This is a genomic window from Actinomycetospora sp. TBRC 11914 (genome assembly GCF_012933465.1).
Taxonomy (GTDB): domain Bacteria; phylum Actinomycetota; class Actinomycetes; order Mycobacteriales; family Pseudonocardiaceae; genus Actinomycetospora.
Genome location: NZ_JABBND010000014.1, coordinates 1 through 22,858, shown reverse-complemented (window position 1 = coordinate 22,858; position 22,858 = coordinate 1). Strand labels below are relative to the sequence as shown.

General features: G+C 75.6%; 23 protein-coding genes, 1 pseudogene and 1 riboswitch. Of the genes and pseudogenes, 13 read left to right on the top strand and 11 right to left on the bottom strand.

All coding sequences use genetic code 11. The features are described 5' to 3' along the window. Nucleotide 1: 1 nt before the first annotated feature. The 5 genes from HH311_RS20310 (at nt 2) to HH311_RS20290 (ending at nt 5,092) form a co-directional block, all read left to right on the top strand. A complete protein-coding gene (locus HH311_RS20310; protein ID WP_169185520.1) occupies nt 2-886 on the top strand; it encodes an SDR family oxidoreductase in 885 nt (294 codons plus the stop codon). Nucleotides 887-1,052: 166 nt separating this feature from the next. Continuing rightward, a complete protein-coding gene (locus HH311_RS20305) occupies nt 1,053-2,264 on the top strand; it encodes a cytochrome P450 (RefSeq protein WP_169185519.1) in 1,212 nt (403 codons plus the stop codon). Nucleotides 2,265-2,293: 29 nt separating this feature from the next. Then, a complete protein-coding gene (locus tag HH311_RS20300) occupies nt 2,294-3,460 on the top strand; it encodes a hypothetical protein (protein WP_169185518.1) in 1,167 nt (388 codons plus the stop codon). A gap of 98 nt (nt 3,461-3,558) precedes the next feature. Next, nucleotides 3,559-4,407 carry a DNA-formamidopyrimidine glycosylase family protein gene (locus tag HH311_RS20295; protein ID WP_211190555.1) on the top strand — a complete coding sequence of 283 codons (849 nt, stop codon included), beginning with the start codon at nt 3,559-3,561 and terminating at the stop codon, nt 4,405-4,407. A gap of 4 nt (nt 4,408-4,411) precedes the next feature. Next, entirely contained in the window at nt 4,412-5,092 is a 681-nt protein-coding gene (locus tag HH311_RS20290; RefSeq protein WP_169185516.1) for a DUF1707 domain-containing protein, read from the top strand. On the opposite strand, the gene cobA is transcribed toward HH311_RS20290, so the two are convergent. The 8 genes from cobA to HH311_RS20250 form a co-directional block, all read right to left on the bottom strand. Then, nucleotides 5,089-6,300: a uroporphyrinogen-III C-methyltransferase gene (gene cobA, locus HH311_RS20285; RefSeq protein WP_169185515.1), complete on the bottom strand. Its 1,212-nt coding sequence runs from the start codon at nt 6,298-6,300 to the stop codon at nt 5,089-5,091. The genes HH311_RS20290 and cobA overlap by 4 nt on opposite strands. 33 nt (nt 6,301-6,333) lie before the next feature. Next, complete coding sequence (gene bluB / locus HH311_RS33455; RefSeq protein WP_169185514.1) at nt 6,334-8,229, bottom strand: 5,6-dimethylbenzimidazole synthase; 1,896 nt, start codon at nt 8,227-8,229, stop codon at nt 6,334-6,336. Further along, nucleotides 8,226-9,275 (bottom strand): Rv2231c family pyridoxal phosphate-dependent protein CobC, encoded by a 1,050-nt coding sequence (cobC, locus tag HH311_RS20275; RefSeq protein ID WP_169185513.1) that lies wholly within the window; start codon nt 9,273-9,275, stop codon nt 8,226-8,228. Before cobC ends, bluB begins: the two co-directional genes overlap by 4 nt. After that, on the bottom strand, nt 9,272-9,640 hold the full coding sequence (locus HH311_RS20270; RefSeq protein ID WP_169185512.1) for a hypothetical protein: 369 nt from the start codon (nt 9,638-9,640) through the stop codon (nt 9,272-9,274). The genes cobC and HH311_RS20270 overlap by 4 nt, the downstream gene beginning before the upstream one ends. An 80-nt stretch (nt 9,641-9,720) precedes the next feature. Next, nucleotides 9,721-9,846, bottom strand: a riboswitch (cobalamin riboswitch). 85 nt (nt 9,847-9,931) lie between these two features. Continuing rightward, nucleotides 9,932-10,510 carry a LuxR C-terminal-related transcriptional regulator gene (locus HH311_RS33450; RefSeq protein ID WP_211190554.1) on the bottom strand — a complete coding sequence of 193 codons (579 nt, stop codon included), beginning with the start codon at nt 10,508-10,510 and terminating at the stop codon, nt 9,932-9,934. A 121-nt stretch (nt 10,511-10,631) separates the two neighbouring features. After that, the gene (locus tag HH311_RS20260; RefSeq protein WP_312030272.1) at nt 10,632-11,600 is read right to left on the bottom strand and encodes an asparaginase; all 969 of its coding nucleotides are present in this window, start codon (nt 11,598-11,600) and stop codon (nt 10,632-10,634) included. Nucleotides 11,601-11,602: 2 nt separating this feature from the next. Next, the gene (locus tag HH311_RS20255; RefSeq protein ID WP_169185511.1) at nt 11,603-12,181 is read right to left on the bottom strand and encodes a cyclodeaminase/cyclohydrolase family protein; all 579 of its coding nucleotides are present in this window, start codon (nt 12,179-12,181) and stop codon (nt 11,603-11,605) included. 71 nt (nt 12,182-12,252) lie between these two features. After that, complete coding sequence (locus tag HH311_RS20250) at nt 12,253-13,950, bottom strand: formate--tetrahydrofolate ligase (protein WP_169185510.1); 1,698 nt, start codon at nt 13,948-13,950, stop codon at nt 12,253-12,255. Nucleotides 13,951-14,053: 103 nt separating this feature from the next. Between HH311_RS20250 and HH311_RS20245 the strand changes: the two genes are divergently transcribed. Continuing rightward, a complete protein-coding gene (locus HH311_RS20245) occupies nt 14,054-15,013 on the top strand; it encodes an AEC family transporter (RefSeq protein WP_169185509.1) in 960 nt (319 codons plus the stop codon). Nucleotides 15,014-15,026: 13 nt separating this feature from the next. Here the strand turns inward: HH311_RS20245 and HH311_RS20240 are convergent, their stop codons facing one another. Continuing rightward, nucleotides 15,027-15,551: a hypothetical protein gene (locus HH311_RS20240; RefSeq protein WP_169185508.1), complete on the bottom strand. Its 525-nt coding sequence runs from the start codon at nt 15,549-15,551 to the stop codon at nt 15,027-15,029. A gap of 446 nt (nt 15,552-15,997) precedes the next feature. Here HH311_RS20240 and HH311_RS20235 point away from each other — a divergent pair, with 446 nt between their 5' ends. Next, nucleotides 15,998-16,747, top strand: a complete 750-nt coding sequence (locus tag HH311_RS20235) for a GntR family transcriptional regulator (RefSeq protein WP_169185507.1) — start codon at nt 15,998-16,000, stop codon at nt 16,745-16,747. Next, nucleotides 16,744-17,349, top strand: coding sequence for a GNAT family N-acetyltransferase (locus HH311_RS20230; protein WP_169185506.1), 606 nt, complete (start codon nt 16,744-16,746; stop codon nt 17,347-17,349). Before HH311_RS20235 ends, HH311_RS20230 begins: the two co-directional genes overlap by 4 nt. A 250-nt stretch (nt 17,350-17,599) precedes the next feature. Here HH311_RS20230 and HH311_RS33445 read toward each other — a convergent pair whose 3' ends face one another. After that, nucleotides 17,600-17,845 (bottom strand): hypothetical protein, encoded by a 246-nt coding sequence (locus HH311_RS33445; RefSeq protein WP_169185505.1) that lies wholly within the window; start codon nt 17,843-17,845, stop codon nt 17,600-17,602. Nucleotides 17,846-17,935: 90 nt separating this feature from the next. On the opposite strand from HH311_RS33445, the gene HH311_RS33440 reads away from it, so the two are divergent. From HH311_RS33440 to HH311_RS20205, 4 genes are read left to right on the top strand one after another with little or no spacing between them, the layout of a single operon-like run. Then, nucleotides 17,936-18,580: a molybdenum cofactor guanylyltransferase gene (locus tag HH311_RS33440; RefSeq protein ID WP_169185504.1), complete on the top strand. Its 645-nt coding sequence runs from the start codon at nt 17,936-17,938 to the stop codon at nt 18,578-18,580. A 12-nt stretch (nt 18,581-18,592) separates the two neighbouring features. Beyond that, complete coding sequence (locus HH311_RS20215) at nt 18,593-19,096, top strand: hypothetical protein (protein ID WP_169185503.1); 504 nt, start codon at nt 18,593-18,595, stop codon at nt 19,094-19,096. A gap of 24 nt (nt 19,097-19,120) precedes the next feature. Beyond that, complete coding sequence (locus tag HH311_RS20210; RefSeq protein ID WP_169185502.1) at nt 19,121-19,558, top strand: PPOX class F420-dependent oxidoreductase; 438 nt, start codon at nt 19,121-19,123, stop codon at nt 19,556-19,558. Further along, complete coding sequence (locus HH311_RS20205; protein WP_169185501.1) at nt 19,555-20,004, top strand: cupin domain-containing protein; 450 nt, start codon at nt 19,555-19,557, stop codon at nt 20,002-20,004. The genes HH311_RS20210 and HH311_RS20205 overlap by 4 nt, the downstream gene beginning before the upstream one ends. Before the next feature lie 6 nt (nt 20,005-20,010). On the opposite strand, the gene HH311_RS20200 is transcribed toward HH311_RS20205, so the two are convergent. Then, nucleotides 20,011-22,626, bottom strand: coding sequence for a transglycosylase domain-containing protein (locus HH311_RS20200; protein WP_211190553.1), 2,616 nt, complete (start codon nt 22,624-22,626; stop codon nt 20,011-20,013). Here HH311_RS20200 and HH311_RS31035 point away from each other — a divergent pair. After that, nucleotides 22,592-22,858: pseudogene (locus tag HH311_RS31035) on the top strand (hypothetical protein); the annotation flags it as partial. The gene HH311_RS20200 and the pseudogene HH311_RS31035 sit on opposite strands and share 35 nt — an antisense overlap.

Sequence of the window (22,858 nt, the reverse complement as noted above, 5' to 3'; positions counted from 1 at the left end):
CATGGCCTACGACATCAGCGGCAAGGTCGTCCTCATCACCGGCGCCGCCCGCGGCATCGGGGAGGAGACGGCCCGGCAGGCGGCCGCGAAGGGGGCCCGCGTCGCGCTGCTCGGGCTCGAGCCCGAGCGTCTCGAGCGCATCGCGGGCGAGCTGGGCCCGCAACATACGTGGGCGACGTGCGACGTCACCGACCAGCAGTCCCTCGACGCCGCCGTGAAGCACACCGTCGGCGAGCTCGGCGGGATCGACGTCGTGATCGCGAACGCCGGGATCGCCAACCACGGCACCGTCGCCGAGAGCCCGGCCGACGTCGTCGCGCGCGTCATGGAGGTCAACCTCATCGGGGTGTCGCGGACGGTGTCGGCGACCGTCGCGGAGGTTGCGAAGCGGCGCGGCTACTACCTGCTCGTGTCCTCGCTGGCCGCGTTCACCGCGCTGCCGGGGATGGCCGCGTACTGCGGCTCGAAGGCCGGCGTGGAGCATTACGGCAACGCGCTGCGCTTCGAGCTCGCCTACCGCGGCGTCGACGTCGGCACCGCGCACATGGGCTGGATCGACACCGACCTCGTCCGCGACGTCAAGGCCGACTCGTCGACCTTCGAGGACACCCTGCGCAAGATGCCCGGCCCGCTCGGCGCGCTGAGCTCGGTGGAGGACTGCGCCGCGGCGTTCCTCGCGGGCATCGCGAAGCGCAAGCGGCGGGTGTTCGTGCCGAAGTCGGTCGGGCTGATCGCCGCGCTGCGCCCGATCACCTTCTCGTGGCTCGGCGACCTCCCGATCCTCGCGCAGGCGAAGACGATGGTCCCCCAGCTCGAGGAGCAGTTCCGCAAGACGGGCCGGACGTTCGGGGCGACGTCGGTCGGGATGGGCGAGCCGAAGGGCTGAGCCCGCCACCCGGACGCACGAACGGCCGGTTCGTGCCCTTAAAGGGTCACGAACCGGCCGTTCGTGCGAGCGCGGGGCGACCGACCCGACGCCGAGGGTGCGCTCAGTGAACGAACCCTCACCGAAATCACCCCGGGCCCACCCGGCCGCTGCCACACTCGACGTCGTGACCGCCGACCTCACGACCGGGCCCGTCTTCACCGACGACTACTGGGTGGACCCCCACGCCACCCTCGCCCGGCTCCGCGAGATCGCCCCGGTCCGCGAGGTCGACCTCCCCGAGGGCGGCTCGACGTGGCTGGTCACCCGCTACGACGACGTCCGCGCGGCCTTCACCGACCCCCGCCTGGCCAAGGACCCCCGCGCGCTGCTCCCGGAGGCCGAGCGCCCGGCCGAGCCGCTCATCCCCGGTCCGACGGGGCACATGCTGCTGCTGAACGACCCACCGGTGCACACCCGGCTCCGCAAGCTCGTCGTGCAGGCGTTCACGGTCCGGCGGGTCGCCGCGCTGCGCCCGCGGATCTCCCAGATCGCGACGACGCTGCTCGACGCGCTGCCGCCCGACGAGCCGGTCGACCTCGTCGCGACCTACGCCGTCCCGCTGCCGATGGCGGTGATCTGCGAGCTCCTCGGCGTCCCGCCGGTCGACCGCGAGGCGTTCGCGCACTGGTCGAACACGATGATCGACAATTCGCCGCAGGAGGCCAAGCAGCAGGCGTCGACGAGCCTCGCGGCCTACCTCGCCGAGCTCGTCGGGGCCAAGCGCGCCGAGCCCGACGACGCCCTGCTCTCCGGCCTCGTCACCGCCTCCGACGAGGGCGACCGGCTCACCGACGAGGAGATCGTCGGGATGGGCATGATCCTGCTGATCGCGGGCCACGAGACGACGGCGAACCTCGTCGCCAACAGCGTGTTCGCGCTGCTGCGCGACCCCGACCTGCGGGCCCGCGCGGTCGCCACCCGCCGCGCCGGCGAGTCGCTCGCGCCGCTGGTGGAGGAGTTCCTGCGATGGGGCTCGCCGGTCTCGAACGCGCCCGCCCGGTTCGCCGCGGCCGACGTCGAGCTCGGCGGCGTGGTGATCCCCGCGGGCGCGACCGTGACGCTCTCCCTCGCCGCCGCCAACCGCGACCCCGCCCGGTTCGACGCGCCGGAGCTCCACGACGCCGACCGCGACACCTCCGGGCACCTGGCTTTCGGCCACGGCATCCACTTCTGCCTCGGCGCGTCGCTGGCCCGCCTCGAGGGCGAGGTGGCGCTCGGGACGCTCCTCGACCGGTTCGGCGACCTGCAGCCCGCCGTCGCGCTCGCCGACGTCGTCCACCGCCGGAGCGTGCTGATCCACGCCCTCGCCGCCCTGCCCGTGCGGCTGCGCCCCTAGGCCGTTCGGCGGCCCTAGGGTGTGCGCCCATGGGAGACCCGCGGTGGGTGCTGGCCGTCGACCACGGCACCTCGACGACGACGGGCGCGACGGCCGACGTCGACCCCACCGACGGCTGGACCCGGGTGACCACGGTGCGGGTCGACGGCGAGGTCACGCTCCCCTCGGTCGTGCTCTCCCGCGACGACGGCACCGTGCTCGCCGGGCGGCCGGCCCTCGACGCCGCGCACGCCGAGCCCCAGGCCGCCGTCCTGCGCGGGCGCTCCTTCCTGGCCGCGGCGACCGGCGGCCCCGACGACCCGCTGCTCGCGACGTGGCCGCGGCCGACGACGGCGGTCAACGTCGCCACCGCGCTCGTCGCGCGCGTCCTGCAGGCCGAGGCCGGCCGCCGCGGCACCGCGCCGACCGTGCTCGCGCTGCTCCACCCGGCGTCGTGGTCCGACCCCGCCACCGGGCCGGCGGCGCTGCGGGCCGCGGGGCGCTCGGCGCTGCGGGCCGTCGACGGCGGCGGTGAGGTCGACCTGGCGCTGCTCGCCGCCCCGGAGGCCGCGGCGATCCGGCTCGGCGGGAGCGGACCCGTCGTCGTCGTGGACCTCGGCGGGGGCGGCACCGAGATCGCGCTCGTCGACCGGGAGGCGCCCGACCCGGCGACGACCGTGGCGACGCTGCGCGAGGGCGTGCCCGCGCGGATGCTCGAGGTCGGGGCGGAGGCCCTCGACGACGCGCTGACCCAGCTGGTGCTCGACCGCGCCCCGGCGGCGCTCGCCGAGCGGATCCGGTTCTCCAGCGACGTCGAGGCCCACCGCGCGTGGTTCTGGCTGCGCCGCGGCGTGCACGACGCCAAGTCCCGGCTCGGCGGCGAGGGCGCGGCCGACGTCGGGGTCCCGGTGCTGGCGCCCGAGCACCCCGCGCCCGGCGTCGTGCGGCTGACCCACGCCGACCTCGGCCCGCTGTTCGCGCCCGCGCTCGAGCAGGTGGGGGCCGCCGTCGTCGAGCTGCTCGACGGCGCGGACGCGGGCCGGCCGCCGCTGCTCGTGCGGGGCGGCGTCGCGTCGCTGCCCGGGGTGCGCGACTGGCTGGCGGCCCGCACCGGGTGCCCGCTCGCGGCGGCGGACGACCCGGGCGCCGCGGCCCCGACGGGACAGGTGTGCGGCGCGGCGGCGTGGGCGGCGGCGCGGGCGGGTCTGGGCCGGTAGGGCAGAGTGTCTGCGGTGTCGCATCGCAGACACTGGACGTCCGGAAATCCACACCCACGCGATCGGCGGGTACACCGGACTCCGTGGAGGGTGACGCCGTGCACCGGACCGCCGCGCGGCTGGACACGCTGGCCGGCGCGACGGTCGTCCGCGCCGACCTGCGCCACCCCGCCGTCGCCGGCGCCGACCTCCGCGGCGCCCGCCTCGCCGAGACCCGCGCCCACGGCAAGCACCTGCTCACCCGGCTCGAGCGCGACGGGCGGCGGCTCACGCTGCACAGCCACCTGCGCATGGACGGCTCCTGGACCCTGATCCGCAAGCACCGCGACGACGGCCGCCCCGCGCTGCCCCGCCACCTGCTCCCCACGCTCCGTGCCGCGCTGACCCTCGACAGCGGGGTCTCGCTCGTCGGGCTCGGCGTCCCGGTGCTCGAGCTGCTCGAGACCCGCGACGAGCACCGCGTCGTCGGGCACCTGGGACCGGACGTCCTCGCCGGGCAGCCCACCGCGACCCAGGCGGCGTTCGACGACGACGACGCGCTGCGCCGGCTGCGGCGCGACCCGTCACGCCCGCTCGTCGAGGCCCTGCTCGACCAGCGCGGCGTGGCCGGCTTCGGCAACCTCTGGGCCGTCGAGCTGTGCTTCCTGCGGGGATGCTGGCCGTGGACGCCCGTCGGCGACGTCGAGCTCGAGCCGCTGCTCGCTCTCGGCCGCCGGATGATCACGCACAGCCTCGAGCACGGCACGGGCATGACGACGACCGGGGTGAAGCGCCGCGGCGAGAACCACTGGGTGACCGGCCGCTCGAACCGGCCGTGCCGCCGCTGCGGGACGCTGGTCCGGTTCCGTCCCGCCACCGGGGCGCCGCTCGCCCGGGAGGTCTGGTGGTGCCCCTCGTGCCAACGGGCCCCGGCCACTCGCCAGGAACAGGCCCGCGCGTCAGGATGACCCCGTGGGGGCGGAGAGCGGCGAGCTGCGGATCGGCGACCGGGAACGGCGCGAGACCGACGACCGGCTCCGCGCCGCCCACGACGCCGGGATGATCACCCTGGTCGAGTACGACGAGCGCGTGAAGGCCGCGTACGCCGCCCGCTTCCGCAGCGAGCTGGCGCCGCTGGTGGCCGACCTGCCCGACGGGACCGCCCCACCGGAGCCCGACGACACCCCGACGACGGCCGCGCCCGCGCCGGCCTGGCACGAGGACACCCGGGCACCCGAGCTGCACGACCGTCGTCGTCGGGGACTCCGCGGCGGGCTGCTGGCGGCGGTGGTGATCGCCGTCGTGGCGATCGTCGCGCCCGGGGTCGCCACCGCGGGCCAGGGCGCGGCGATGTTCGGCAGCCGGACCGTGCAGGTCGCGCCCGGCGAGCCGTCGGTGTCGGTGGGGGTGCTGTTCGGCTCCACGAAGGTCGTCGTCCCCGACGGCACCCACGTGACGACGTCGGGCACCACCGTCTTCGGCAGCACCGACTGCGACACGGCCTGTGCCGCCGTCCCGGCCGGGGCGCCGCAGCTGCAGGTGTCCGCTCGCGGCGCCTTCGGCAGCATCCAGGTGCAGACGGCGAGCGAGGCGGCGGCCGACCAGGCCCGCGACGACGCCCGCGACCAGCCCCGCCACCACCACGACGACTAGCCGGCGAAGCCCGCGACCTCCCCGACCACGACGACGGCGGGCGGCCGCACCCCGGCGTCGGCGATCGCCCCGGGCAGCTTGGCCAGCGTGGACCGGGCCGTCCGCTCGCCCGGCAGCCCGCCCTCCTGGACGGCCACGGCCGGCGTCTCGGGGTCCCGGCCGCCGGCGACGAGCGCCTCGGCGATCAGCCCGATGTTCTCCACCGCCATGAGCAGCACGATCGTGCCGGTCAGCCGGCCGAGCGCCGCCCAGTCGACCAGCGACTCCGCGTGCCCGGGCGGCAGGTGCCCGGAGACGACGACGAACTCGTGGGTCACCCCGCGGTGGGTCACCGGCACCCCCGCGAAGGCCGGCACGGAGATCGCGCTGGTGACGCCGGGCACGACGTCGACCGGGACGCCGGCCGCCGCGCACGCCTGGATCTCCTCGTAGCCGCGGCCGAAGACGAACGGGTCGCCGCCCTTGAGCCGCACGACCCGGTTCCCGGCCCTCGCCTCGTCGACGAGCACCGCGTTGATCGTGTCCTGGCTCATGTACCGGCCGCGGGGCAGCTTCGAGGCGTCGATGACGGTGACGTCTGGCGGGAGCTCCTCGAGCAGCCGCTGGGGGGCGAGCCGGTCGGTCACGACGACGTCGGCCTGCGCCAGCGCCTGCCGGCCGCGCACCGTGATGAGGCCGGGGTCGCCGGGGCCGCCGCCGACGAGGGTCACGCCCGGGTTGACGGCCCGGTGGCGCCGGTCGGCCAGCGTGCCGGTGCGCAGCGCCTCGACGACGCCGTCGCGCACCCCGCTGGCGCGCCGGGGGTCGCCGCCGCCGAGCACCCCGACCGTCACGTCGTCGTACCGCCCGACGGCCGGAGTCACGGCGGTGCCCTCGTCGGCGGCGTCGGCCCGCACGCAGAAGACGCGGCGCTCCTCGGCGGCGGCGGCGACGGCGGCGTTGACCTCCGGCGAGCTCGTCGCCGCGACGACGTACCAGGCCGCGTCGAGGTCGCCCGCCGCGTACTCCCGGGCCTCCCAGGTGATCTCGCGGGAGTCCGCGACGGCCTCGAGCGCGGTGGTCACCGCGGGGCTCACGACGACGACGTCGGCGCCGACCTCGAGCAGACCGGCCACCCGGCGCTGCGCGACCGAGCCGCCGCCCACGACGACGACCCGGCGGTCGCGCAGGTCGAGACCGACGGGGTAGAGCGTGCTCGCCGAGCTCACGGTGCGGCGTCCTTCCGGAGGTGGTGGTCGTGCTCAGACGTCCTTGCTCGCGACCCCCGCGGCATCGAAGGTCGCGACCTCGCCGAGCGCCCGCGCCGCGGCGGCGACCAACGGAGCCGCCAGGAGGGCTCCGGTCCCTTCGCCGACCCGCAGCCCGAGATCGAGCAGGGGCTCCAGCCCCAGGTGGGTCAACGCCAGGGTATGGGCAGGCTCCACGGATCGGTGCCCCGCCAGCCACGCGTGTGACGCAGTCGGGGCCATCGCCGCCGCGACGAGGGCCGCCGCACCGGCCACGACGCCGTCGACGACGACGGGCGTGCGCAGCGCCGCCCCGCCCAGGAGCAGCCCCGCGATGCCGGCGATCTCGAGCCCGCCGACCGCGGCGAGCGCGCCGAGCGGGTCGGCGTCGGCCGGCAGCTCCGAGCGAAGGGCACCATCGCTCGCTCTAGCCGCCGACGGGCGCCCACCGCCGGAATCCGCCGGAGCGCCGGGTTCCGAGCGAGGGGCACCATCGCTCGATCTAGGCGACCGAAGGGCACCCTCGCTCGCATCCGACGGCAGCAGACCGTGCAGCGCCAGCGCCTCCCGGACGACGGCCGTCTTGTGGGCGAGCATCGCGTCGTCGATGCCCGTGCCGCGACCGGTCACGTCCTCGGGCGACGCCCCGGTGAAGGCGCACACCAGCGCGGCCGACGCGGTGGTGTTCGCGATCCCCATGTCGCCGGTGACGAGCAGTCGGTTGCCCGCCGCCACCAGATCGCGCGCGACCTCGACGCCGGCCACCACCGCGGCACGGGCCTCGTCCCGCGACATCGCCGGGCCCGCGGTCATGTCGGCGGTCCCGGGCCGCACCTTGCGCGGCAGGAGCCCCGGGGCGGGATCGAGCGGAGCCGCCACCCCGACGTCGACGACGACGACCTCCGCCCCGACCTGGCGGGCGAAGGCGTTCACCGCGGCGCCGCCGGCGAGGAAGTTGGCGACCATCTGGTGGGTCACCTCCTGCGGCCACGGGGTCACGCCGCGGGCGTGCACCCCGTGGTCGCCGGCGAACACCGCGACGACGGCGGGCTCGGGGACGGGCGGCGGGCACGCGCCCGCGAGCCCCGCGAGCCGCACCCCGACCTCGGCGAGGAGCCCGAGCGCGCCCGGCGGCACCGTCATGCGCGTGAGCCGCTCGCGCGCCGCGGCCTCCCCCTCGGCCACGGCGATCCCGGCGCAGGCGTCGACCGCCGCGTCGAGGGCGTCGCCGCCGTCGTGGTTGCCCCAGGTGTCGGTGTGCACGGCCCACTCCAGCGGTCGGCGCCGGGCCCAGCCGGCGGATTGGAGCTCGGGCTCGGCGGCGAACGCCGACACGTGCCCGAGACAGAGGTAGGCGACGATCTCGAGGTGCTGCGGCATCCCGACCCGCTCGCCCAGCAGCGCCGCCAGCTCCCGCTCGCGGAAGAAACTGACCCACCCGACGCCGAGGCCCTCCGCCCGTGCGGCGAGCCACAGGTTCTGCACCGCCCCGGCCACCGAGTGCGCCGCCATCCGCGGCTGCGTCGCGCGGCCGAGCACGTGCCGCCCGCCGCGCGTCGGATCGCAGGTCACGACGACGCCGAGCGGCGCCTCCCGGATCGCCTCCACCTTCAGCCCGGCGAAGGCGCGCGCCCGGGCCGCCGGCAGCGACGCCGCGAACGCCGCGCGCTGGTCGGCGGCCAGCGACGCCAGCTCGGCGCGGAGCGCGGCGTCGCGCAGCACGAGGAAGTCCCACGGCTGTGAGAAGCCGACGCTCGGGGCGGTGTGGGCGGCGGCGAGCACCCGGCGCAGCACGGCGTCGTCGACGGGGTCGTCGGTGAACCCGGTCCGGACGTCGCGGCGGGCCGCCAGGACACGGTGCAGGGCCGCGGCGTCGCCCGGTTCGAGAGCCGTCTCCCGGGGGCCGGTCACCGCAGCACCCCCGCCAGGGCCACCACGAACGCGTCCGAGGTCGTCCGGTCCCGGACGGCCACGCGGACGTGCTCGCCGTCGAGACCCGGGAACGTGTCCCCGCGCCGCACCGCCCAGCCCCGCCCGCGCAGCAGCCCGCGCACGTCGTCGCGGCCGGGGGTGCGCAGCAGCAGGAAGCTCGACGCCGGGTCGCCGCGCACCTCGACGCCCGGGAGCCCGGCGAGCGCGCCGACCAGGTGCGCCCGGTCGGCGGCCAGCGACCGGGCCGCCGCCTCCGCCTCCGCCCGCGCACCCGCCGTCGTGCACGCGGTGATCGCGGCCAGCGCCGGGGTGGACACCGACCAGGGCGGCGCCGCGGCGGCCAGCCGCGCCACGAGCTCCGGCGCGGCCAGGACGTAGCCCACCCGCAGCCCGGCGAGCCCCCAGGTCTTGGTGAGGCTGCGCAGCACGACGAGGCCGGGCAGGTCACCGCGGGCCGCGAGCGACTCCGGCTCGCCGGGCACGGTGTCGGCGAACGCCTCGTCGACGACCAGCACGCGACCCGGCCGCGCGAGCGCCGCGAGCGTCGCGGCCGGGTGCAGCACCGAGGTCGGGTTGGTGGGGTTGCCGACGACGACGAGGTCGGCGTCGGCGGGCACCCGGTCCGGGTCGAGGGTGAACGCCCCGTCGAGCACGACCCGCTCGACGGCGTGGCCGGCGGCCCGCAGCGCGGCCTCGGGCTCGGTGAACTGCGGGTGCACGACGACGGCCCGACGCGGCCGCAGGGCGCGGGCGAGCAGGACGAACGCCTCGGCGACCCCGGCGACCGGCCACACCTCGGCGGGGCTCCGGCCGTGGGCGGCGGCTGCCGCGGCGCGCGCCGCGGTGGCGTCGGGGTAGGCGGCCAGCCGGCCCATCGACTCCGCCAGGCGGGCCGCGAGCCAGGCCGGCGGGGTCCCGGCCCGGACGTTGACGGCGAGGTCGACCAGGCCCGGCCCGACCTCGGCGTCGCCGTGGTGGGCGAGGTCGACGTCGGCGGCCGGACCCGTGGTGGGAGCGGCCGTCACCACACCTCCCGCGCGCGGCCGGGACCGGCGGCGCGCAGCAGCAGGGCCTCCGCCGCGGGGACGGACGCGGCCAGCACGGACGTCACGGCGAGCGGGGCCGCGCCGGGGTCCCAGCCCTCGGCGTCCATGCGCTCGCAGAGCTCGTGGGCGAGCTGGTCCAGGCGCGCCGCGACGTCGTCGCGCGAGTGGACGGGTCCCGCGCCGAGGTGCTCGAGCGGCAGACGGTCCTCGGCGACCCAGGCGGCCGCGAGCGCCGAGCGCAGGTCGGCGAGCAGGCGGTCGCGGGCGGGCGTCCCTCGGCGGGGGCAGCCGGGCCGGCGGCGCAGGGCGCGCGGCCCGGAGCCGGGATGGGGCACGTGCGGCATCGCAGGACCTTCCTCGGGTTCCTCGCCCGATCGACCCGCCGGCCCGGGTCGGGCCGCGCGGCGGTACCTCGCGACGGCCGGAGTCTCCTGGCTCCCGGATCGCTGCTCGCCCCGGCCTTCCCGCCGGTCTCCCGGCCGTGGCCATGCGTGGGGTCCGCTCCCCGGTGACAGTGGCGGGACCGCGCCGGACTCGCACCGGCTTCCTCCACATCCGTCGATCGCAGAGGGCACCACACGGCGCCTCTCCCGGTCAACGTCGCCGACGCCACCCCCGGCCGGGGGCGGCGCGGGTCAGCGGAGGATCCCCTGGCGGAAGCCGCGGGCGACGGCGTCCGCGCGGTCGCCCGCGCCGAGCTTGCGGAACAGCCGCCGGGCGTGGGTCTTGACGGTGTCCTCGGCGAGCTCGAGGGCCGCGGCGATCTCCGAGTTCGACAGACCCTCGGTCATTCCCAGCAGGACGTCGAGCTCGCGGCGGGACAGCTCCGCGGTCACCGGGCGGCCGCTGCCGCTGAAGGGCCGGGGGCCGACCTGCTCGCCGGAGCGCAGGAAGCCCCGCGCCCCGAGGTCCAGCGCGGCGGCGGCGAGCCGGTGCTCCCCCTCGCGTCCGATGTCGGGCGGGCCCGCCACGAGCACCGCGAGGTCCGGGGCCGCCTCCCGCACCGCCTCCACGATCGCGGTCCACGCCCCGCCCGGCGCCCCGGACGCCGTCACGTCGGCCGCCACGACGACGAGGTCGGGCAGCTCGCGGGCGACGGTCGCGACGAGGTCGGCGAGGTCGACGCAGCGGACCTGCTCGAAGCCGGCCTCGACGGCGTGGGCCACCCGCTCCCCGGTGTCGGCATCGGGGGCCGCGACCAGACAGACGGGCATGCGGGCTCCTCACGGAGGGGCGAGGCGGCGGGAGCCGCTCGACCGGGGGTGACGCAGGAGGGTCAGGCTCCCACACAGTGATCGCCCGTCCGACGGCACCCTACCGACACGTTTGGTGACGTCACTCCCCCGTGTCGGCGGACTTCCCGGCCACGAGGCGTGTCCGGAGTCGCCCGACCGGCCGCCCGCCCCCGACGACGACCGGCGCGGCCACCTCGGCCACGGCGGCCGGCACCGGGAGGTGGGCCGCGGCGAGCACGTCGAGGAGCACGGGCCCCACGGCACGGGGGTGGCCGTCGTCGACCTTGACCGCGACGGCGGACCCGTCGGGCAGCGCGGCGACGAGCACCCCCTCGGCCCCCACCTTGGCGAGCGTGCCCGGCAGCTCCGCCATGAGCACGGTGTCCAGCCGCCCGGTGCCGGCCACGAGCCACGGGTGGGCCCGCATCGCCGCGGCGACCCGGCCCGCCGTCGTCGTCGGGTCGGCGTGGGCGACCGACCAGGGCAGCCGGGCCAGGTCGGTGAGCGTCGTCGCGAAGGCGGGCGCGCCGCAGCCGTCGGTGCTCGCGGCCAGGACCGGACCGGCGAGGGCGGCGACCGCGTCGCGGCACGCGCGCTGCAACGGGTGCGCCGGGTCGAGGTAGGCCGGGTCGCCGCCGGCCGCGACCAGCATGGCGGCGTGCTTGCCGGAGCAGTTCATGGCGAGCGGGGTCGGGCTCCGGCCGGCGGCGAGGTACTCGCGCGCGGCGGCCGCGTCGAGGGGGAGGTCGGGGACGCAGCGCAGGGCGTCGGGCGCGAGCCCGTGGCGGGCGAGCAGCGCGGCGACCGCGTCGAGGTGCCCGGGCTCGCCGGAGTGCGAGCCGGCGGCCAGGGCGATCTCGGTGTCGGTGAGGTCGGCGCCGGCCTCGAGCACGGCCACCGCCTGTGCGGGCTTGAGCGACGAGCGCCCGTACACCGGCCGGTCGACGTCCCCCGCCGTGGTGACCACGGACCCGTCGGGGGCGAGCACCACCAGCGAGACCGCGTGCACCGACTCGACGACGTCGCCTCGGGTCACCTCGACGACGACCGACCCCTCGGGAACAGCCACCGTCAGAACGCCGCCCTCTCGGCGAGCCGGCGGGCCTCCCCCGCGCGTTCCTCGGCGTCCTCGACCCGCGGGTCGCCCCAGCCGTCGAGCCCGCCCACCACCTCGCCGGTGTCGGCGATGTTCGCCCCGACCAGCGCGGACGCCGACTCGGCGGCAGCCGCCGCGAGCAGTGCCGCGGTGACGGCGTCGCCGGTGAGCGCGTCGGGGCCGTGCTCGGCCAGCGCCGCGGCGATCTCGGCGACGCGGCAGGCGGCGGCGAGGACGTCCATCGGCACCTGGACGATCGCCTCGGTGGCCGCGGCGGCCCCGCCCGGGGCCTTCCGGGCGGCGAGGAAGCCGGAGAACGCGGCCACGTCGTCGTCGGCGAGGGTGAGCGCCCTCGTCCGGAGGCCGTCGAGCTCGTGGGCGAGGTCGAGCGCCGCCGGGTCGGTCCGGGCGGCCCCGCGGGCGACCTTCCCGGCGAGCCCGGCCGCGAGCGCCGTCGTGGCGGCCGCCGTCGAACCCGCCGCCGGACCGGGCCCGCGCGACGCGAGCGCCTCCGCGAGCGTCCCCAGCGGCACCTCGCCGAGCGGCCGGCTCACGAGGTGCCTCCGGCACGTGAGCACAAAATGTCGCTATACCGACATTTAGTGCTCACAGGGCCGTAGGCCACCTAGAACAGCCCCACGATCGTCCCGTCGGGCTCCACGTCGATGTGGTGGGCGGCCGGGTTCTTGCCCAGGCCCGGCATCGTCCGCATGTCGCCGCAGATCGGGTAGACGAACCCGGCCCCAACCGACGCCCGCACCTCGCGCACCGGCATCCGCCAGCCGGTCGGCGCCCCGAGCAGCGACGGGTCGGACGAGATCGACAGGTGGGTCTTCGCGATGCACACCGGCAGGTTCGAGAAGCCGTTGCGCTCGTAGAGGTCGATCGAGGAGTTGGCGGCCGGGGCGTAGTCGACGCCGTCGGCGCCGTAGACCTTCGTCGCGACCGCCTCGATCTTCTCGCGCAGCGGGGCGTCGTCGGCGTAGAGGAACCGGAAGTCGCCGGGCTCGTCCGCCGCCTCCGCGACGGCCTCCGCGAGCTCGGTGCCGCCCGCACCCCCGTCGGTGAAGTGGGTCGACACCGCGACCCGCGCGCCCATCGACTCGCCGATCTCGCGGATCGCCCGGTGCTCGGAGGGGTGGTCGGTGGGGAACGCGTTGATGCACACCACCGGCGAGACACCGTGGATCCGCATGTTCTCGATCTGCTTGCGCAGGTTCGCCCCGCCGGCGTGGACCTCGTCGGGGTTCTCCTCGAGCAGCGCCGGCGGCAGCTCCTTGCCCGCGACGATCCGGTGGTTGCCGCTGTGCGCCTTCAGCGCCCGCACGGTCGCGACGACGACGGCCGCGTCGGGCGTCATCCCCGAGGTGCGGCACTTGATGTTGAAGAAGCGCTCGGCACCCATGTCGGCGCCGAACCCGGCCTCGGTGACGAGGTAGTCGCCGCAGTGGACGCCGATGCGGTCGGCGACGATCGAGGAGTTGCCGGTCGCGATGTTCCCGAACGGCCCCGCGTGCACCAGCACCGGCGTGTTCTCGAGGGTCTGCATGAGGTTGGGCTTGAGGGCATCGCGCATCAGCGCCGCCATCGCCCCGGCGCCGTGGATGTCCTCGGCGGTCACCGCGTCGCCGTCACGCGTGTACCCGACGACGATCCGCCCGAGCCGGGCGCGCATGTCCTCCAGCGAGTTCGACAGCGCGAGGAGCGCCATGACCTCGCTCGCCGAGGTGATGTCGAAGCCGGACTCGCGCGGGACGCCGTCCATGCGCCCGCCGAGCCCGGTGACGACATTGCGCAGGGCCCGGTCGTTGACGTCGAGCACCCGCCGCCACGTCACCCGGTACGGGTCCAGGCCGGCGGCGTTGCCCTGGTAGAGGTGGTTGTCCAGCACCGCCGAGAGCATGTTGTGGGCGCTGGTGACGGCGTGGAAGTCGCCGGTGAGGTGGAGGTTGAACTTCTCCATCGGGACGACCTGCGACCAGCCCCCGCCGGCCGCGCCGCCCTTGATCCCGAACGTCGGGCCCATCGACGGCTGGCGGATCGCGACGACGCCCCGCTTCCCGATGTGGGAGAACGCCTGGCCGAGCCCGACCGTCGTCGTCGTCTTGCCCTCGCCCAACGGCGTCGGTGTGATCGCCGTCACCACCACGTACTTGGCCGTCGGTCGGTCGGCCATCACGTCGATGGCGTCCAGCTCGATCTTGGCGACGTCCCGCCCGTGCATCTCCAGCAGGTGGGGAGGCAGGTCCATGGCCGCGGCGATGTCGTCCAGCGGCTTCAGCGTCGCCTTCTGCGCGATCTCGAGGTCGGACGGGATGCTCATGGCGGATCAGACAAGCAGAACCCGCCGCTCCCGTCGATGCGAAGGGGAGTCGTTGCACACGCTACGGGTCCCGTGACGGTGCGGACCCGCATGATGGCGGCCCGTGGCGTTCACGACCCTCCTGGCCCAGATCGGCCCCGTCTTCGCCCTGGTCCTGCTCGGGGTGCTGCTGTCCCGGTCGGAGCGCTTCGGCGAGCAGGCGGCGGCCGTGCTCAACGACGTCGTGTACTACCTCGCGCTCCCCGCGCTCATCTTCCACTCGGTGGCCACGTCCGACCTCTCCGCCGGCGTCCCGACCTCCGCCCTCGCCGTCGCGGTCGGGCTGCTGGTGGTCGCCTACCTGCTCGGGGTGGGCGTCGCGCTGCTCGGTCGCGTGGCGGGCCGGGAGGCGAACGCGGTCGGGCTCGTCGCCGGGTGGGGCAACGTCGGCTACATGGGCATCCCGCTGACGACGGCGGTGCTCGGCCCGGCGTCGGCGCTCGCGGCGTCGTTGGTCTCGACGCTGCACACGGCGCTGGCGGTGTCGGTGTTCCTCGTCGTGGCGACGCTGGTCGACCACGACCGCACCGACGGGCACCCGACCGCCGGCTCCCTCGCGCTGACGCTGGCCCGCCGGGTGCTCGGCAACCCGGTGGTGATCGCGATCGTCCTGGGCGTCCTCGTGGCGGCGCTCCGGGTGCCGCTGCCCGGCCCGGTGTCGACCACGGTCGGGCTCGTCGGGGACATGGCCGCCCCGGGCGGCCTGCTCGCGCTGGGCATCCTGCTGCGCGCCGCGCTGCCCGCACTGCGGGCCGGGCGCACGCGGGTGACGACGATCCTCGGCTGCACCCTGGTGAAGCTGGTCGCCATGCCCGCGCTCGCGGTCGGCGCGGTGCGGCTGTTCGCGGTGCCCGCCCCGTGGGCGGCGGTGCTCGTGGTGATGGCGGCGCTGCCGGACGCGGCGACGGTCTTCGTCCTCACCGCGCAGTACCGGACCTGGTACCGGGAGAGCACCGCGGTCGTCGTGCTGACGACCGCGGACTCCGCGGTGACGCTCCCGGTGGTCCTGACCCTGGCGCTCTAGACCGTGGGCTCGGTCAGGGGCCGACCTGCTGGTCACCGGTCGTCCCCCGCCGCTCGCGCCGCTCCCGCCGCGGCCAGTGGCGGCCCGACGTGCGGACCTCGTCCCGACGGGGTCCGGACCGGCGCGGCGGGTCGATCGGCGTCGTGTGGTTCCGCGGGTCGTCGATCCCGTACTCCACGAGTTCGATCTTGACCCAGCGTTCCGCGAGCGGCCAGACGTCGACGTCGTCCACGAGATAGGCCGCCGCCAGTCGATCACCGACGGCGAGGAGGTCCTGTACCAGCTGGCCGGGACGGAGCTCGACATTGAAACGCGTCGGTGGACCGAGGGTGATGTTCCCGAGACGCGGGGGCTCACGCGTGCCGTAGCCGGTCGGGACGATCCGGTGGGTCAGCTCGACACCGGAGCAGAACTCGTTCCAGATCCAGCGGATCTGGTGCTTGAGAGCGGTCTCCTCCAGCCGGTACTCGCGAAGGTCCCGCGAGCTGGGGACCGGAGGAAGTGGGGCGGGGGCCCACCGCCCGAAGGGCTCACGCACCCGGACCACCCCCGAGCGCACAGGGAGCCGGGGGACGGAGACGGCGGGGCGCGGGAGCACCCGAGCCGCGAACGGCCGAGTGACCGCACCCGCACAGGCGGTGACGGTCGGGGCGCGACGGTGACACACTGTTCATCCGAGCTGGTCCTTTCGATGGCTGCAGGCCACTGGGGACGGCTCGGCGACGGCGGGCTGGTGTGCGAGACCAGCCCGCCGTCCCTTTCCGGCACATGCGTCGGACGTGAGCCATCCGGGGACGGACGAGAAGGCAGAGCGGCGCGCACCGCGGTCGACGTTGACCTTGACACGCAGAGAGGTCAGGTAGAACCTCTCCCATAGCTTGGACATGTCCTTTGGACGTCCAAGGGAAGAGTCGCACCCCGCTCGGTAGGCGCGCAAGCGCTCTCCGTACATTGGACATGTCCAAGCGATGAAAGGTGGTCGGCATGGCACGCGACTTCGCGTCGCCCGCCTATCAGCGCATCGCCGCGGAGTACGCCGAGAAGATCGACACGGGCGAACTGCAGGACGGTGACCAGCTCCCCAAGCGCGCGGAGCTGGCGGAGCAGTGGGCCGTCTCCCTGCAGGTCGTGCGGGACGCCCTCGCCCTGCTGCACACCGACGGCTATCTCCGCTCGGTCCCGTCAAAGGGCACCTACGTCCACCGTCCGCGGCGATACGTCATGCCGATGACCGACTGGGAGAAGGATCTGCGTCTCGAGGACGCCTTCTTCGCCCTCGTCCGCGACCAAGGCGGAAAGCCTTCCCAGAGCATCCGCGTCGAGACCGTGCTCGCCGGCGCGCGCGACGTCCCGCCCGGGCTGGACCTCGAGGACGGTGCACCTGTGCTCGCCCGACGGCGGCTGCGGAGCATCGATGGCGTGCCCTACATGGTCTCGGACTCGTTCTATCCGTATGACCTCGTCGCCGGGTCACCCCTGGCCAGTCCCGCCGACATCAGCACGGGCGCGCGCCACGTCCTCAAGGATCTCGACCTCGAGATGCACCGCCACCGCGACCGCATCGAGTGCCGACGAGCCCACAACCACGAGGTCGAGCAGCTCGACATCGCTCCCGGTGTGTCGGTGATCGCGCATACCCGGGTGAGCTACACAGAAGACGGTCTGCCGATGCGTGTCCTGGCGTCCGTGCTCCCGTCGGACCGCTGGAACGTCAGTTACGAGGTCGGCTCATGAGCACCCCGCACCTGGTCCGACGCGCCACCGAGCAGGACATCGATGCGATCATGGCGATCCTCGAGGGGCGTCGCGCGTGGTTGTGGGAGACCAAGTTCAGCGATCAGTGGGCCTCCGTGCGGGAGTGGCGCCACCTGCTCTGCTACCTCATCCGGCGAGGCCACGTCCGAGTCCTCGTGGACGGCGACAACGGCCGGATCCTCGGGACCATCACGGTGAGCACCGACCCCGACCGGGACTTCTGGTCGGAGGACGAGCGGCGGGTCCCCGCGCTGTACGTGTCCAAGCTGGCCACCGACGTCGACCTGAAGGGCCAGGAGCTGGGCAACCAGCTGCTCGACTGGGCCCGGCACTACGCCGCCAGCCAGGGGGTCCGCGTGCTCCGGCTCGACACCTGGAAGACGTCGGACGGCCTCCGCGACTACTACGCGACGCGCGGTTGGCGTCTCGTTCGGACCGAGGACCTCGACCACCGGCAGTCCGGGTCGCTCTTCGAACAGCGGGTGGACGACCTTGTCGCCGACGCCGCCGTGGTAGACGAACCGACGGGACAGTTCGCCGTCAGGACGCTGTGGGCCGCGGCCCGCGAGTACGCGCCATAGGACGTCTCCGTCCCCTATGCAGGAGGGCCGACGGAGACCTCGTCGGGGTGGCGGCGGCCGAGTGGGCCTGCAGGGCTCCCGAGACAGCCACGAGTGTCCACTCGAACAGCGCGATCACCCATGCGTCGCCGAGTGGACCGTCAGGGCTCGCCCGAGAGCCGTGGGAGCCCACGCGACGACGGTCAGCTGTGCCGTCCAGGTGCGCTACGCGCTCGTGAGCAGAAAGTGTCGTTATAGCGACACTTTGTGCTCACGAGGCCAAGCCACCTATCCAGAGCCTGCGCCGCTCCTCGTGGGTCCGCGCGTCGGAGATCTTGCCGACGAGCGCGGCCTGCTCCTCGCTGGCCGCCCCCTGGGCGACCGCCCGCTCCGCGTCCGCCATCTCGCGGTCGGCGCGGGCCTCGTCGGCGTCGGACGGAGTCGGGGCGATGTGGCCGCGGCGCGCGTCGGCCGGCTCGCTCGAGCGGCTCCGCTCCGCGGAGTCCCTGCTGGTCACGGTGCTGTTCCCTCCGTACGCCGTCGAGATCCGGTGCTGGAACCTCGTCACAGGCGGGGTAGACGCAATGCGCGCGCAACAATCGGGGCTGTGTCCCACGAGACGTCACCGGGTGCCGCGGCCGTCGTCCTCGCCGGCGGCCGCTCGCGGCGCATGGGGACCGACAAGGCCCTGCTGCGCTGGGGCGACACCACGCTCCTCGAGCACGTCGTGGGCGTGGTCCGCGGCGCGGTGCCGGGCCCTGTGGTCGTCGTCGGTCCGGCCGGCGCCCCCCGGTCGGTGGACGGCGTCGTCGCGGTCGCGGACGACGCGCCCGGTCGCGGCCCGCTGCAGGGCCTCGCGACGGGGCTGCGGGCGGCCGCGGCGGCCGGCGCCCCGACGGCGTTCGTCACCTCCGTCGACCTGCCCCTGCTCCACCCCGCCTACGTCACCGCGGTGCTCGCCGCGCTCGGCGACGCCGAGGTGGCCCTCCCGGTGGTCCACGACCACCGCCAGCCCCTCGCGGCGGCCTACGTCACGGCCCTGGGCGACCGCGCGGCCACCCTGCTCGAGGCCGGTGCCCGGCGCCCGGGCGACCTGTTCGCGGCGAGCGTCGTCCGCGAGCTCACCGCCGACGACCTCCTCGCCGACCCCGCGCTGCGCGCCGCCGACCCGGACCTCGACGCGCTCCGCGACGCCGACACGCCCGAGGAGTACGCCGCGCTGGCCCGGTGGGCGGGCCGGCCGCCGTCGTGACACCGTGCACCCGTGCGCAGCAGTGACGGCGGGCGACGGCGCCCGGGGAGGACGGTGGGCGGCCTCGTCCTGACCGTGCTGGTCGCCGTCCTGCTCGCGGCCTGCGGCGGCGGCAGCCCGGCCGAGGTCCCCTCCGGGCAGGCCACCGACAACTCGGCCGCGCAGGGACCCGACGTCGAGGCCCGCACCCCGGCCTCCGCCCGGGCCAAGCTGACGCTCGCGCTGGCCGACCCCTGCTACGCGTCCCCCGACACCCGCGCGGTCTGGCCGCGGTGCGGCCGGTGGGTCGAGGAGGCCGCCTCCACCTCGCGCACCGCGGCGAGCGTGCTGCCGAACGACGCCGCCGTCACGGGTGCCGCCGCCGCGGTGGGCGCGGCGCACGACGACTTCGTCGGCCGCGGCTGCCCCGGCACCGGCCCGACGGTGCCGCTGGACGCGAACTCCTGCATCGGCGCGCTGACCACCGTGCGGGCCGCGATGGGCCGGCTCGCGGCCGCGCTCGGCCCCTCGTCCTGATCCACTCCCCTACCCTTGACGGGCATGGCGAGCCTCTCGGAGCCCGACGTCCGCGCCTTCCTCTCCCACGGCACCCGTACCGGCAAGCTCGGCTGGACCGCCCGCGACGGCCGGCCCCTCGTCGCGCCGATCTGGTTCCTGCTCGAGGGCGAGGGCGACGCCACCACGCTGGTGTTCAACACCGGCGCCGACACCGCCAAGGGCCGGGCCCTCGCCCGCGACCCCCGCGTCGTCCTCTGCGTCGACCTCGAGGAGCCGCCGTACGGGTTCGTGCAGGTCCAGGGCGAGGTGACGCTGACCTCCGACCCCGACGAGCTGCTGCGCACCGCCACCGAGCTCGGCGGCCGCTACATGGGCGCGGACCGCGCCGAGGAGTACGGGAAGCGCAACGGCGTCCCCGGGGAGCTCGTCGTGCGGATCGTCCCGACGAAGGTCGTCGCCGCGCTGGACATCGCGGGATGAGCACGCCGCCCGGCCTCGCCGCGGCACTCGACCTCGCGCCGCACCCCGAGGGCGGCTGGTACCGCCGCGTCTGGGAGGCCGGCACCACCGTCGAGCCCCCCGGCTACGGCGGTACCCGCCCCACGGCGACGGCGATCCACTACGTCCTCGGCCCGGGCGAGGAGTCGGTGTGGCACCGGGTGCGCTCCGACGAGCTGTGGTTCTGGCACCGCGGCGCGACGCTGTCGCTGTGGCTCGGCGGCGACGGCGACGCCCCGGCCGAGCCGGGCACGGCCCTCGTCCTCGGACCCGGGACGACGGCGGACGAGCGGCCCGCGCTGCTGGTGCCCGGCGGTCACTGGCAGCGGGCGGCGCCGCGCGGAGGAGGTCCCGACGACGGCGCGGTGCTGGTGAGCTGCGTCGTCTCACCGGGGTTCGACTTCGCCGACTTCACGACGGCGGGCTGAGCCGCCTCACTCGGTGGCGGGCTCCTGCTGCTGCTCGGCGGGCGCCTGCTGCGCGGGCTGAGCCGGCTGCGCCGCCGCGGGGTCCTGTGCGGCCGGCGCGGCCGGGGCGGCCGGGGCGGCCGGCGCGGCGCCCTGGGCGGGCTGCTGCGCGGGCTCCGGGGCGGGCGCCGGGGCGGCGCTTCCGCTCGGCGGGGTCGGCGAGTCCGCCTTCTTCGAGGGCTTCGAGGTGCTGGTCGGGGACGCGGACGTCGTCCCCGCCTGCTCGCCCTCGCCGCTGGCCGTCTCGCCCGGGTCGGTGCCCGCGACGGGCACGAACGGGCCGAACGTCTGCTTCGGGGTGCCCTGGGTGGCGTTGTCCATGAACGACTGCCAGATGTCGCTCGGGATCCCGTGGCCGTAGATCGGCTTGCCGTCGTCGTACTGGATCGGCGTGTTGTCGTCCGTGCCGACCCAGACCGAGGCGACCACCGACGGCGTGTAGCCGACCATCCAGGCGTCGTTGTTCTGGTTCTCGATGTGCGACTGCACCGTCCCGGTCTTGCCGACCGCCGCGCGCCCGCCGGAGAGGGAGGCGCCGTCGTAGGTCGGGACGTCGCTCATCGCCTCGGTGACGTTGCGGGCCACCTTGGGGTCGATGCGCTGCTCGCCCTGGTCGGCGGCGTGGTCGTAGAGGACCTCGCCGCTCGCCGTCGTGACCTTCTGGACGAGGTGCGGCTTGTGGTAGACGCCGTCGTCGGCGAACGTCGCGTAGGCGCCCGCCATCTCCATCGGGGTCACCTCGACGTTGCCCAGCGCGATGCCGCTGTTCGGGTCGTCGAGCTTCGCCGAGATCCCGGCCTGGTGGGCGGCGTTCGCCACGGCCTGCGGCCCGACCTCGTTGCCCAGCGCGGTGAACACGACGTTGTTCGACAGCGTCATGGCCCGCTTGAGCGAGCAGTTGCTGCAGTCCGCGCCCTCCACGTTGCGGACCGTCTTGCCGGGCACCTGCTGGCCGTCGAACTGCGTGCTGATCCCGATCGGCGGATCGTGCTGCAGGGCGGCGAGCATGACGAACGGCTTGAACGTGGAGCCGGCCTGCTTCGAGACCTGGGCGTAGTCCAGCCCGGAGCCGTTGTCGCCGCCGTAGTAGGCGAGGACGTCGCCGGTGCGCGGGTCGACCGACACCGCCGCCGTGCGCAGGTTCGCCGGCTTGCCCTTCATCTCGTCGTGGACCGCGTCGACCGCGTCCTGCTGGGCCTTCGGGTCGATCGTCGTCTGGATCTGGAGGCCCTCGGTGACGAGCGCGTCCTCGTCGATGCCCAGCGAGCGCAGCTCGTCCTTGACCGCCGAGTAGATGTGGCCGCGGTCGTCGTCGGGGACGCCGTTGACGGTCTTGCGGGGCGGCGCGGTGGCCGGGAACCTCGCGGCGCTGCGCTGGGCCGGGGAGAGCCAGCCCGACGAGACCATGCCGTCCATGACGTAGTTCCAGCGCCGCTGGGAGCCGTCGAGGTTGACCGCCGGATCCCACTGCGACGGCGCCTGGATGAGGCCCGCGATCATCGCGCCCTCGGCCGGCGTCAGCTGGTCGACGTTCTTGTTGAAGTACGCCTGCGACGCCGCCTGGATGCCGTAGGCGCCCCGGCCGAGGTAGATGCTGTTGAGGTAGTCCTCGAGCACCTGGTCCTTCGAGTACTCCTGCGTGATCTTCGCGGAGATGATCAGCTCGCGGAACTTGCGGAAGTAGGAGTGCTCGTCGCCGACCATGGCGTTCTTGACGTACTGCTGCGTGATCGTCGAGCCCCCGCCCGCACCGCCGGTGACCTGCTTGAACGCGGCGTGCAGGATGCCGCCGACGTCGAACCCGGAGTTGGTGTAGAAGGTCCGGTCCTCCGCGGACAGCACGGCGTGCTGGACGGACAGCGGGATCTGGTTGATCGACACCTTCTGCCGGTTGCCCTGCTCGCCGGGGGCGACGCGGGCGAGCACGCTGCCGTCGGAGAACGAGACGGTGTTGAGCTGGCTCTCCACCGCGGCGTCGGCGTTGGGAACCGGGATGAACAGCCAGCCGAGGACGAAGGTCAGCAGCGGGGCGCCGATCGCCGACGCCAGCAGGGCGTAGCCGGCGCGGCGACGGCGGCGCCAGAGCCACGCCGAGGCGGTGAGCGAGGCCGGGTCCTTGCCGTCGAGGTAGGCCTGGACGTGGCCGTCGACCCAGTGCCCGGCCGCGACGAGGCGCTCGCCACCCGGCCAGTGCCGCACCTTCGCGGCGACGGCGACGACGAGCGCGGCGACGGCGGTCGCGATCCGGCCGCGGGGCGGCGTCGGGCGGGCGTCGCGCTCGCGCGCCGCGCCGCGGCGGGCGCCGCCGCGGGTCGACGCGCGGGTCGGCGTGCTCCCCGGCTTGCCGGCCGTGCGGCCGCGGCCCGCGGCGCGGGAGAGCCCGGTGCGCCCGGCGGCCCGGCGCTCGGCGCGGGTCTGCGCGGACTGCGGGACGCCGCTGCGCCGCGTGGTGGCGCTCGTCCTCGTCGTGGCCGCGCGGGACCTGGTGCGGGTGGTGCCCTCGTCGTCGTGCTCGTCCTCGTCGTCGAGCGGGTCGATCGCCGGGCCGATGGCGGTGCCGTCGACCGTGCGGGCGGGCGGCACCGTGGCGCGGGCACCGGGCTTCGCGGCCGGGCCCGTGGTGCCGGTGGTCGGCTTCGCTGCGTCGCCGGCGGCGGACGTGTCGGGCTTCGCGGCCACGGGGGCGCCGTTCGTGGCGGCGCCGGTCGGGGCGGGCGCCGGACCCGACGGGCGGACCCCGGTGGTCGGCGCGCCGTTCGCCGGGCGCGGGCCCGAGCCGGTCGGCGGGGCCGCCGGACGGGGCCCGGAGCCCGTC